The sequence below is a fragment of the Wolbachia endosymbiont of Tuta absoluta genome (assembly GCF_059414725.1).
Genome location: NZ_JBNRJY010000413.1, coordinates 1 through 11,555 on the forward strand (window position 1 = coordinate 1; position 11,555 = coordinate 11,555).

The 11,555-nt window shown below is 34.1% G+C and carries 6 protein-coding genes and 3 pseudogenes; 8 read left to right on the forward strand and 1 reads right to left on the reverse strand.

Annotation, left to right across the window (positions count from 1 at the left end):
* Positions 1-101: 101 nt before the first annotated feature.
* From ACJ5GX_RS04425 to ACJ5GX_RS04450, 6 genes and pseudogenes are all read left to right on the forward strand, one after another.
* A pseudogene (locus ACJ5GX_RS04425) lies at positions 102-188 on the forward strand (alanine--tRNA ligase-related protein); the annotation flags it as partial.
* Positions 189-218: 30 nt separating this feature from the next.
* A pseudogene (locus tag ACJ5GX_RS04430) lies at positions 219-713 on the forward strand (ankyrin repeat domain-containing protein).
* Positions 714-803: 90 nt separating this feature from the next.
* Entirely contained in the window at positions 804-3,365 is a 2,562-nt protein-coding gene (gene clpB, locus ACJ5GX_RS04435; protein ID WP_052264804.1) for an ATP-dependent chaperone ClpB, read from the forward strand.
* A 27-nt stretch (positions 3,366-3,392) separates the two neighbouring features.
* Positions 3,393-8,063: an NAD-glutamate dehydrogenase gene (locus ACJ5GX_RS04440; protein ID WP_052264805.1), complete on the forward strand. Its 4,671-nt coding sequence runs from the start codon at positions 3,393-3,395 to the stop codon at positions 8,061-8,063.
* A gap of 5 nt (positions 8,064-8,068) precedes the next feature.
* The gene (tatB, locus tag ACJ5GX_RS04445) at positions 8,069-8,359 is read left to right on the forward strand and encodes a Sec-independent protein translocase subunit TatB (RefSeq protein ID WP_007302915.1); all 291 of its coding nucleotides are present in this window, start codon (positions 8,069-8,071) and stop codon (positions 8,357-8,359) included.
* On the forward strand, positions 8,331-9,707 hold the full coding sequence (locus ACJ5GX_RS04450; protein ID WP_007302914.1) for a PleD family two-component system response regulator: 1,377 nt from the start codon (positions 8,331-8,333) through the stop codon (positions 9,705-9,707). Before tatB ends, ACJ5GX_RS04450 begins: the two co-directional genes overlap by 29 nt.
* A gap of 22 nt (positions 9,708-9,729) precedes the next feature.
* Here ACJ5GX_RS04450 and recO read toward each other — a convergent pair whose 3' ends face one another.
* Entirely contained in the window at positions 9,730-10,458 is a 729-nt protein-coding gene (gene recO / locus ACJ5GX_RS04455; RefSeq protein WP_007302913.1) for a DNA repair protein RecO, read from the reverse strand.
* A gap of 196 nt (positions 10,459-10,654) precedes the next feature.
* Here recO and tolA point away from each other — a divergent pair, with 196 nt between their 5' ends.
* Together tolA and ACJ5GX_RS04465 are read left to right on the forward strand one after the other, a co-directional pair.
* Positions 10,655-11,203, forward strand: a complete 549-nt coding sequence (gene tolA / locus ACJ5GX_RS04460; protein WP_052265027.1) for a cell envelope integrity protein TolA — start codon at positions 10,655-10,657, stop codon at positions 11,201-11,203.
* A gap of 49 nt (positions 11,204-11,252) precedes the next feature.
* Positions 11,253-11,346, forward strand: a pseudogene (locus ACJ5GX_RS04465) (IS200/IS605-like element ISW1 family transposase); the annotation flags it as partial.
* Between the last annotated feature and the right edge of the window lie 209 nt (positions 11,347-11,555).

Consider the following 11,555-nt stretch of genomic DNA (forward strand, 5'->3'; position numbering starts at 1 on the left):
ATAAATATTAACTTGGGAGGTGGCGGAGGCGAAATGTTTAATTTATCAAAGTGTGAATGAGAAACATGCCCCTAATCCAACAAAACAACTCTCCGGGGATCGATCACCTTCGTGCAGCTGCATTTCTCATCGCAGAAGGAGTGCTTCCTGGAAATGAAGGAAGAAATTATGTACTACGCAGATTGATCGATCTATTTAATATTAAAAAGATGTTGAATATGGATAAATTGAGTCAAGATACAAAAAAAAAGCTGCATTTTTGGTGGCTTATAACATTAATAGTATGTATTATTGCTACCTATTACTACATGAAGTCAAAAGCTGCAGATAATTATAAAACGATATTACGCATTGCTTCTCAAAATTGTAACTTAGAAACTGTAAAATTCTCAGTAAAAAATTTATTAGATACTGATACACACATGCCTAAGTTAACTGCGTTACATTATGCTGCAGAAGGGGATATTTAGAGATAGTTAGGTTTTTAATAGATGAGGGAGTTAACGTAAACATTATTAACAAGTATGTAAGCACAGCACTACATAATATTGCATATTATGGTGATTTAAGGATTATCAAATTTTTGCTAGAAAAAGGCGCTAATCCTAACATTATAAACGATGATGGAAAAACCTAGAAATGTAGCTGTGTTAAGGTCAAGGCATAACAAAGATAAGCCCTACGATCAAATATTCAACCACTATGGATTTTAATCCATAGTGGTTGAATGCTGAATGACTTTAAGTTTAAAATTGAGAAAGTAGTTGTTATATATATCAGCAAGTATGAGTTAAATTTGTATTATGGACTTGAATAAATTTACCGAAAAAGCAAAAAGCCTAATCCAGAGCGCTCAAATGAAAGCATTGGGAGCTGGGCATCAGATTTTTATGCCTGAACATTTACTTAAAGTAATGCTTGAAGATGAGTCAGGTTTAGTTCAGGATTTGATAGGCACCTGTGATGGAAATGTTCAGAATATTTCTGATGCTGTGAGTAGTACAATTAAAAAGTTTCCAGTGGTTGGAGGACCAGGTAGTGTTGGACTTCAGCTTTCAAGAGAGGTAGCAAAAGTTTTTGATGATTCAATTGGTATTGCGAGGAGAAATAAAGACACATTTGTTACTGTTGAGCGGTTGTTGCAGGGCCTTGCTGCACAAAAAGATGAAATTGTAGGTAAAATTTTAGCAGAAGGTGGTGTAACACCGCAAAAATTAAATTCAGTTATTGCAGAAATGAGAAAAGGTGGCAGTGCAGACTCTCCAAATAGCGAGGAAAAATTAAATGCGGCAAAGAGGTATACAAAAGATATTACAGAGCTTGCTATGCAAGGTAAGCTTGATCCTGTAATTGGTCGTGATGAGGAAATCAGAAGAACTATGCAGGTATCGTTGAGGCGAACAAAAAATAATCCAGTACTGATAGGTGAACCTGGTGTTGGAAAAACTGCAATAGTTGAAGGTTTAGCAAACAGAATTGTTGCAAATGATGTACCACTTGGTTTGCGTGATGCAAAAGTTTTAGCTTTGGATCTTGGTGCATTAATTGCTGGAACAAAATTTAGAGGGGAGTTTGAAGAGAGACTAAAAGCAGTGATTAATGAGATTTTAAAAGCAGAGGGCAAAGTTATTTTGTTTATAGATGAGCTTCATACTTTAGTGGGAGCAGGAGCGACAAGTGGTGCGATGGATGCTTCAAATTTGCTCAAGCCTGCTCTTGCGCGTGGAGAAATTCGCTGTATAGGGGCTACAACTTTGGATGAGTATCGTCAACATATAGAGAAAGACCCTGCGCTTGCAAGGCGTTTTCAGCCTGTGTTTATTTCTCAACCGACTGAGACTGATACTATTTCAATACTGAGGGGTTTGAAGGAGAGGTATGAGGTGCACCATGGTATTAGAATCACAGATGGTGCAATAATCGCTGCTGCAACGCTTTCTAATAGATATATAACAGATAGGTTTTTACCTGATAAAGCGATCGATTTAATTGATGAAGCAGCAAGTAGGGTTAGAATTGAAATGGACAGCAAGCCTGAGGTTGTTGATGAGCTTGAAAGAAAGATTATACAGCTGAAAATTGAGTCAGAGGCTTTGAAAAAAGAAAGTGATGAAAACTCTAAGCAACGTTTAAAAAAGATAAATGAGGAAATTGAGAGTCTAAACAGTAAATTTGCTGACTTAAGCAGTAAATGGCAGATGGAAAAGAATAAAATAGCTAAAATACAAGAAACTGCTGAAAAATTGGATAATGCGAGGAAAGAGCTAGAATTGGCTCAGCGGAATGGAAATTTAGGAAGGGCAGGGGAATTGATGTATGGTGTGATTCCTCAACTTGAAAATGAGTTAAAAAATCAGGAAAAAGTTACTGATAGTTTCCTAAAGAAAGAAGTTACTGAGAGTGATATTGCAAATATTGTTTCAAAATGGACAGGCATTCCAGTTGATAACATGATGCATAGTGAAAAGGAAAAGCTCCTTAACATGGAAAATGAAATAGGAAAAAGAGTAATAGGGCAGAGAGATGCAATTGAAGCGATAAGTAATGCAGTAAGGCGCTCCCGTTCTGGTGTTCAGGATACTAATCGACCTTTTGGTTCATTTTTATTCTTAGGTCCAACCGGAGTTGGAAAAACAGAGTTAGCAAAATCTCTTGCCGAATTTTTGTTTGATGATCAATCAGCACTTCTACGCTTTGATATGTCAGAGTATATGGAAAAACACTCCGTTTCAAAGTTAATTGGTGCGCCTCCAGGATATGTTGGTTATGAACAAGGTGGCAGATTAACCGAAGCAGTAAGGAGAAGACCATATCAGGTAATTTTGTTTGATGAGATAGAAAAGGCAAATCCAGATATATTTAATATACTACTGCAGATTTTGGATGAAGGTAGACTAACCGATAGCCATGGCAAATTAATTGATTTTCGTAATACCATACTAATTTTAACTTCTAACCTTGGAGCTGAGATGATGCTAAGAGGAGCTACCGAATCTGTGAAAGATGAGGTGATGAAAATAGTTAAGTCAGCGTTTCGTCCAGAATTTTTAAATAGACTGGATGAAATTATTATATTCCACAGCTTAACCAAAGATGACATTGATAAAATTATAGATGTTCAATTCTCTTATTTACAAAAGATGCTTGCTAAGCGTAAACTGAGTATTAGTTTATCGCAAGAAGCTAAAGAACTAATAGCACAAACTGGATATGACCCTGAATATGGAGCGCGGCCTCTGAAAAGGGTAATACAAGAATGCATTCAAAATAATCTAGCTAAGTTAGTTTTATCTGGGGAAATAGTAGAAGGAGATGAGCTAATAGTGTATACTTCTGGTAACGAAATCTTAGTTAAAAAGATCTAGATTCGCTGTGTATTTTTGTTTTGAAAAATGTGTATAAATCATAATGTTAATGTTGAGTCTTTATTTAAGCTAGTTGATCAAGGGAATAAAAAAGAGAAAGAAAAAATTAAAGAGTTTATACAGTACTTTTATAATTTTGTTTATAATAGTGACCTAAAAGTCAACGATAAATTTCTTTTATACATTGCAGAAGATGCATACAACTTCATTCTTAAAAAAGAAAAAGAAGAAAGTAAATTGGCAGTAAGTAATGTAAATGATATTTCAGGAATAGAAGGCAATTTCACTATAATTAAAATCACAAATTATGACATGCCCTTTTTAGTGGATTCTGTCATTTCCACTATTAAGTCAAACGGTTTAACTATATGCTATTATAGTAACAGCATAATTAATGTTCAAAGAAAAAATAGCCTAATAGATAAAATTCATCTTTTAGAAGAAAGTAATGGAATCAAAGAGTCAGTAATATATGTAATTATTAAAGGCATAAGCGGTAGCTTTGTTGATACACTAGAAGAATCTCTACGAAAGACGCTAAAAGCAGTTAACTGCGTTGTAAAGGACTGGCAATTGATGCTCAAGAAGCTTCTTGAGCATCCGGCATTGGATGCTGGAGGCAGAGATTTTCTAGCTTGGTTGAAAAATAACAATTTTGTATTTTTAGGTTATCAAGAATACATTACTAATAAAGAAGGGAAGCTTGCTCTAAGTGGTAAGGAGAGCCTCGGGTTAATGAGAGCAAGTGAAGAGTACCAAAATTCATCAATTTTTTCTGAAAGCTTGAATTCTTTATACATACTAAGATCAGACCTAATCTCAATAGTTCATCGGCGTACCTATATGAATTGTATAGGAGTGAAAGAATTTAATGATCAGGGTGATGTAATAAGGGAACAGCATTTTTTTGGGCTATTTACTTCTATAGCAGAAGTGCAAGATATTCGAACTATTCCGGTAATAAAGGATAAGGTTACAACAATAGAAAAAAAGGCAGGATTTGTTCCTGGTGGCCATAACAATAAAGCTTTAATTTCCATTTTACAGGCATTTTCTTGTGACGAATTATTCCAATCAAATGAAGACGAGTTATTTGAAATTTGCACCTCGATCATGTCTCTTGCGATTAGACCAAGAGTCAAATTATTTTTGAGAAAGGTAGGGAACTTTATTAGTTGCATAGTATTGATACCGATGCGTTATGCTAGTGCAAGACTAATGTTTAAGATACGCGATATATTGAAAGATGAAACGAATGCAGAAAGTTCAGATATTTATAACAATCACATTATCAATGAATATGATTTGATGAAATTACACGTGGTGCTAAGAACCAAAAGCGCTAGCATTTTTGATGATGAAGTTTTGCGTATCGAAAACAAGTTAAGAAACATTACAGAAAAGTGGGAAGATCGTTTTATAGACAATTTATATAATACTTTTAGCACTGTTGAGGATATATTTATCCGCTATTGCAAGGCATTTCCGATAAGTTATCAAGAGAATTTTGAACCTCATGATGCGTATTATGATATGAAAAAATTGGAGATAGTGAGAAAGAAAAAAGTCAGCGAAGTTGATTTGAGGCTTACTCGTGACAATCTCAACTATCAATTGAAGGTTTACACTCCAAGCAACGGAGGCCTTGAATTGTCAAAGATATTAAAGGTTACTAAGAATTTAGGGGCTAAGATTCTATCTCATAATGGTTATTATATAGAAATCAACGGTGGAATATGGATACATCATTTTGTGTTGTCAAGAGTTGATGAATTAATAGACAACATTACTTTAAAAGAGCAGTTTGAGGTAACACTTGTAAAAGTGTTCAGCAAGGAAATAAAAAATGACTATTTTAACAGCTTGATCATTATTGCTGGGCTCAAGTGGAAGGAAGTGCTTCTGATTAGAGCGCTAAGCGCCTACCTAAAGCAGACATCATTTAGCTATAACCCAGAATATATCCAGAAAGTAGTATCAGAGTATCCAAAAGTAGTAAGGTATTTAGTAGAATTATTTCATTCAAGATTTGATACTAAAATAGATATTGATAGGGCAGAAACTACTAGCATTTTGATAGAAAAAATTGAAGAACTACTAAAAGAGATCAGCAACGTTTCAAATGATTACGTTTTGCGTTCGATATTTAACTTGATAATGGCAATTTTGAGAACCAGTTATTATCAAGATGATAAGCCATACTTATCTATCAAATTTGATTCAAGTAAAATAAATGGTTTACCTGACCCGCGCCCATACCGTGAATTGTATGTTTATTCAAACCTTTTTGAGGGAATACATCTAAGAGGAGGGAAGTTGGCTCGTGGTGGTTTGAGATGGTCGGATAGAACGGAAGATTTTCGCACTGAAGTTTTGGGACTCATGAAAGCCCAGATGACAAAAAATGCGGTCATTGTACCTGTTGGCGCAAAGGGTGGGTTTGTAATAAAGCAAGTTTATAAAGACAAAAACATTTTAAGGGAGAAAGGTGTTGAATGCTATAAGAATTTCATCAGAGGAATGCTTGATATTACTGATAATGTAGTTGATGGCAAAATAACTCCACCAGAAAATGTGATTAGGTATGACGAAGATGATCCATATTTGGTAGTTGCAGCAGATAAAGGCACTGCTTCATTTTCTGATTATGCAAACGAAATATCCTCTGAATGTAACTTTTGGCTCGAAGATGCATTTGCATCTGGTGGATCAGCAGGTTATGACCACAAAAAGATGGGTATTACAGCAAGAGGTGCATGGATTGCAGCACAACGCCATTTTTGGAGAATGAATAAGGATATTTACCAGGATACAACTGTTATTGGAATTGGAGATATGGCTGGCGATCTATTTGGGAACGGCATGCTGCTTTCAAGAAATATGAGTTTAATTGGAGCATTTAATCATATGCATATTTTTGTTGATCCAAATCCTGATGCGGAAAAGAGTTTCGTGGAGCGTAAACGGCTCTTTGAATTACCGTTTTCCACTTGGATGGATTACAATAGAGATTTGATTTCTCATGGTGGCGGGGTATTTGAACGTAGTAGCAAACAAGTAGAAATTTCTCAAGAAATGAAAAAGTGCTTTGATATAACGGAAGATACATTATCTCCAAATGATTTGATTCGATATTTGCTCAAGGCAAAAGTGGATTTCATATGGAATGGAGGAATTGGCACCTTTGTTAAGGCAAAAAGTGAAAGCCATGGCATGGTTGGCGATAAAGCAAATGATGAATTAAGAGTAAACGGTCATGATATTAGAGCTTCTATGTTTATAGAGGGTGGCAACCTTGGTTGCACGCAGCTTGGAAGGGTAGAATACGCTAAAATAGGTGGGTATATCAATGCAGATTTTATTGATAATTCAGCAGGAGTAATATGTTCTGATCTTGAAGTTAACATCAAGATTGCTTTTGTTGCAATTATGAAAGAAGGGGGAATTTTCTTGGAAAAAAGGAATGAAATACTGGCTAGCATGATAGATGAAGTTGCATCTAAGGTACTTGAAAACCATAACAGGATTGAAACAAAAGCATTGCTTCTTGAGTGCTTGCAAGCTAAAGAAAAGTTGGAGCAGCACCATAAATTATTACTCAGTTTAGAGAAATTTGGGCTGCTAAACCGAGATGTAGAATTTCTTCCAGCTGAAGAAGAGGTAGCAAGAATGTTAACTGATGGAGAAGGTTTCTGTTCTCCTCAGCTTTCTGTTCTGATGTCTTATGCAAGAACAGCAATAAAAAATGAAGTTATACACTCTGAGCTACCTGAAAAAGATTTTTTGTGCCGTGATTACTTACTAAATTACTTTCCACAAAGGATGGTAACAGAGTTCAAGGATTCCATATTGAAACACCAACTTTGTAGGGAAATTATTTCTACTTGCATTACAAACGATGTAGTAAATAGGATGGGCTGTATATTTATTAATAATTTGGTTGAGAGTACTGGAATTAAAGTACATGAAGCAGTTAACATATATATCGTTGTTAATCACCTATATAATTTAAGTAGCCTTTGGCAGAAAATTGATGAATTGGATGGAAAAATTGATGTTGATTCATATTTGCAAGTAGTGAGAAGTGTGCAAAAATTTATTGGTAGGGTATCATTTTGGTTAGTAAAAAATCTTGGTAAGCTTAATCTTGTAGAACTAGATGGTGTTACAAAATTTAGGGGTGCAATTGAAACTTTAGGCCATGATATTTTAGATGATCGCCTGTTAAAGATCTATAATCATGGATTAACCTCTTTGGTAGAGCTTAACATAAATAAAGATCTAGCAAAAAAGGTTGCTGATTTACGTATTCTTATTTATGCGCTGGACGTTATATCTATTGCTGAACAGACATCTTTATCAATCTTTGAAGCTGGTAGAATATACTTTAAATTAAAGTCGCTGCTAAGGTTTGATATGATTAGAACAATTGCTGTCAAGATTAAAAGCCATTCTTCTTATTGGGATCGCAGCTTAATTAATGATTTATTAGATGATTTAAGCAATTATCATCATAAGCTAGCTGTTAAAGTTATAAAAGCTACTGATAATCATATAGATAAGGTTCAAACTTGGGCTCTTAATGATAAGGATTATATAGAGCGTTACAATAGCTTTTTAGATGAGATGGTTGCTTCTAAACTTGATTTAAGTAAATTAATACTCATAATCAGGAGAATTAAAGTACTTGCTTCATAGGAAAAATGTTTAATATAGGTCTTTCAGAAATTTTAGTTGTAGCTTTAGTGAGTATAATTGTTTTTGATAAAAGTAAAGTACCTGTATTTCTTAATCTTATTAAAAATATATATAGGTATTTCTGGGTTGTAAAATCAAGAGTTAGGAAATTGTTGAAGGATACCGGAATTAAAGAATTATATGAAGGGCATAACGTTGAAAAAGTCAATTACATAATTGGTGAAGATGGCAAGCTTTATCCTACTTACAATGTAGATAGTACAAAAAATGACAGCAAAAATCCTAGTAGTAGATGATATACCATCTAATGTTAAGCTTTTGGAGGCTCAGCTAAAAGCAGAGTACTATACAGTTATTGTAGCTTATGATGGCGAGGAGGCGATAGATTTAGTAGCGGAACAGCAGCCAGATATTATCTTACTTGATGTCATGATGCCAAAAATGAGTGGTTTTGAGGTTTGTAAGAAGCTAAAGAATGATCCCTTAACGACTTATATTCCAATCATTATGGTAACTGCGCTGCATGACACTCATGATAGAGTGGAAGGAATTAATGCTGGTGCGGATGACTTTCTAACTAAGCCGATAGATGAAACTGCTTTATCTGCAAGAATTAAGTCTCTTGTGCGCTTAAAGATGATAATAGATGAGTTGTGCTTGAGAGGAGAAACTAATGCTGAGATTGGTGGAGTAGCAGAAAGCAGTATTATGGATTATTCTAATCAGATTTTTGATGCTAACATACTTGTTGTAGATGAGGACACCTTTCAAGCAGAGCAGATACACAATGTTCTAAAGCAACGCTTCAGATCAATTAAAATACTGCACGATCCAAAAGAAGCATTAAAGGTTGGTATTAAGGATAATTACGACCTGATTATTTCTGACATGCAGTTTTCAAAAACTGACGGCCTACGGTTGTGTTCTAAGTTTCGTAGTAAAGTAGAAACACGTTATACACCAATTCTGATCCTTTCTGAAGATTATGATAAAAGCAATTTAGTAAAGGCACTTGATGTAGGTGCTAATGATTATTTAACAGTACCTTTAGATGAGAGTGAATTAATAGCTAGGGTTAATTTGCAAGTGAAACGCAAAAGGTATCAAGATGCCTTGAGAATGAATTTATTTAATAATGTAGAAATGTCTATAAAGGATCCATTAACTAACTGTTATAATAGAAGATATTTTGATGCACACTTAAGAAATATTGTTAAGGATTCTGTGGAAAAAGATAGAAGTTTATCTCTTATGATACTTGATATAGATTATTTTAAGATGGTGAATGATAACTTTGGGCATAATGCTGGAGATGAACTTTTAAAGGAAATACAGAAAAGAATTTCTGAAAATATTAGAGTGACAGATTTATTAGCTAGGTTTGGTGGTGAGGAATTTGTTGTTGTAATGCCAGATACCAATGTATCAGATGCGTATACTATTGCAGAGAGAATAAGGAAAATTATTGCCAAAGAACCTTTTATACTTGTGGGTAAAAATACAACCCATAATGTAACTGTGAGCATTGGAATTTCAGCAATGCAAAGATCTGACCTTGATGATGTTAAAAAATTTATAGTACGTGCTGACAAATATTTATATAAAGCAAAAAACAGTGGTAGAAATAGAGTGGTTACTGGTTGAAGTTCTTTCAAATAAGTAGTAACTAAGATTCAAATGATAGCATAAAATTTCTCAACTCCGGAAATTTCGCATTTAACTGCAGAAATAGATATTTATTTAAAAAATACCCTGTAATTTTTAACCCTAGTCTGAATTCTTGATATGAGTAGCTATTTTGTAGGTTGTTATTGTATACATCATGCAACATCTGTGGAAAAGGTAGTAATTTATCTGCATAACAGTCACCTACTTTTTTTGACACTGCTCTACCAGTTTTTGGAGAAATAAATTGTAGATTTTCTTTCACACCTGTTACAGCACATTTTGATAGGTCTAACTTAAATCCAAGTTGCGTAAGAAGCAGAAGCTCTAAGTTAAGGTAATGACTTTGCCAAAACTGGCTATTATGTTTTATTACATCGATGAAGTGTCTAAAATTATCATATAACTTGATGCAGGATTCACTTTCTGGAAGCACTTTTTCTAATATAGACGAGAAAGAAACAATAGCAATGCTTTTTAACCTATCTTGAAAGAAATGATGAAATGGAGATTCAATCAATTCGCACTTTAAAAAACCTAGATTTTCAGGTAGCTTAGCACTCCATTCTGCATGTAATAGATTACTTATTTGAAACTTATAATTGCTATTGTTTGTTAACCTAGTTAATCCTCTGCACTTTCCATGATTTTTTGTAAATAGAGAAAGAATTAAATTTTTATCACCGTATTTTTTAACAGCTATAATAACACCTTCATCTTTCCATCTCATTCAGAGTATATTGACCATGTGATATTATAGAGATAATAAAATTAGTGTAGCAAATTTGAGTTTAAGTCAACTGAAATATATTGACTTTATGTGCAATATTAGCTTTAAACCAGTAAAACAAGCTGCTTAACATATGCGCCCTCTCTATTTTAATCATACTCTTCTTTTGTTTCTATGTTGTTTTTTGCTTTTTTCAATGAAAGCCCAAACGGATGATTCGTCAGTTATTCCTATACCACAAAGAAAAAAAGAATTAGTTGAGTTAGTACAACCGAGGCAAATTATTGAAATACAGGAAATTGATGAGGGTATTCCAATTCCCAAAAGAAAAAAGGGTGTAGAAAGAAAACTAAGAGAAGACATCAAAGAGGTGAAAAATGAAATAAGAGATAAGAAAAATATTGAGAACAAAGATGATGAATTGGCTGTAACAGAAATTATTAATTCTATAAGGGATAAACTGACAGAGTGTTGGAGCATTCCTGAGAGCATAGTTTATAAAGAAAATTTTAGTATAAAAATTAACTTATTATTATCCAGTAAAGGCGAGATCGTTGTAGCCAACGTAGCAGATAGTAGTTCTTATCAAAATAATCCTCTTTTTAGATCAGCAGCAGATAATGCAATGCGTGCAGTATATAAATGTAGCCCGTTAATTGGCTTACCTGCTGAGCAGCATCACATTTGGCGCGAAGTCACGTTAGATTTTATTGTCCCAAATTTAGGAGAAAAACACTGGACTTAAAGTCCATCCTTTTAAGAATATAATTTTAAGGTGAAAAATCTCAAAGAATGTGGAATATTATAGAAAAAGCAGTCACTCTGTATATATATCACATAGTGTGGATAACAAAATATCGATATCCAGTATTAGTTGGAGATATTGGATGGCTTTGTTGCATGGCTACCAATGAGAAGGTGTGATGTAAGGGATTTACGAGGCAAATTCGAATAGGCGGGAATGTTCAAAAAAGTGTGTCAAGCCGCATTTTTAGTTCAACTCAATTTTCAATCTGTTGGGAAAGAAGATGTCAAGTTGAGACATAGTTAAAGCCCAATTAGGGAGAGCCATAATCCACTTTTGCTCCACTTTTTTT

What these genes read in the sequence shown, in the direction of transcription:
- tatB (WP_007302915.1), top strand. Translation starts at nt 8,069, where the DNA reads ATGTTTAATATAGGTCTTTCAGAAATTTTAGTTGTAGCTTTAGTGAGT.
- clpB (WP_052264804.1), top strand. Translation starts at nt 804, where the DNA reads ATGGACTTGAATAAATTTACCGAAAAAGCAAAAAGCCTAATCCAGAGC.
- ACJ5GX_RS04440 (WP_052264805.1), top strand. Translation starts at nt 3,393, where the DNA reads ATGTGTATAAATCATAATGTTAATGTTGAGTCTTTATTTAAGCTAGTT.
- recO (WP_007302913.1), bottom strand. Translation starts at nt 10,458, where the DNA reads ATGAGATGGAAAGATGAAGGTGTTATTATAGCTGTTAAAAAATACGGT.
- ACJ5GX_RS04450 (WP_007302914.1), top strand. Translation starts at nt 8,331, where the DNA reads ATGACAGCAAAAATCCTAGTAGTAGATGATATACCATCTAATGTTAAG.
- tolA (WP_052265027.1), top strand. Translation starts at nt 10,655, where the DNA reads ATGAAAGCCCAAACGGATGATTCGTCAGTTATTCCTATACCACAAAGA.